Source organism: Pseudomonas brassicacearum (assembly GCF_003732265.1).
GTDB classification, from domain to species: domain Bacteria; phylum Pseudomonadota; class Gammaproteobacteria; order Pseudomonadales; family Pseudomonadaceae; genus Aquipseudomonas; species Aquipseudomonas brassicacearum_D.
The window spans coordinates 1-322 of sequence record NZ_MOBK01000468.1 but is presented as its reverse complement, the minus strand read 5'-3'; the positions used below and the strand labels follow the sequence as shown (position 1 = coordinate 322).

Annotated in this window: 1 protein-coding gene; it reads right to left on the bottom strand. The window is 64.0% G+C overall.

What is annotated here, in order from left to right:
• Positions 1 to 322, bottom strand: a 322-nt coding sequence (locus tag BK660_RS32300) for an Hsp70 family protein (RefSeq protein WP_148057560.1), incomplete at both ends; no start/stop codon positions are given.

The window sequence follows — 322 nt, the reverse complement described above, 5'->3', positions numbered from 1 at the left end:
TCCGTAAGCCATGGCGGCGGCGGTCGGTTCGTTGATCAGACGCGTCACCGAGAGCCCGGCCAGTTCGGCGGCAAACAGCGTGCGTTTGCGTTGTTCATCGCTGAAATACGCCGGTACGGAAATCACCGCTTCCGACACCGCGTGGCCGAGAAAGGCTTCGGCGTCCTGCTTGAGTGAGCCCAGCACCAGCGCCGACAACTCCTCCGGGCTGAACTGACGTGTGCCGAGCTGGACTTGTTTATCGCTGCCCATGAAGCGCTTGAATGCTGCAGCGGTTCGCTCCGGGTGCGTGGTCAGGCGGGCGCGGGCAGCTTTGCCGACC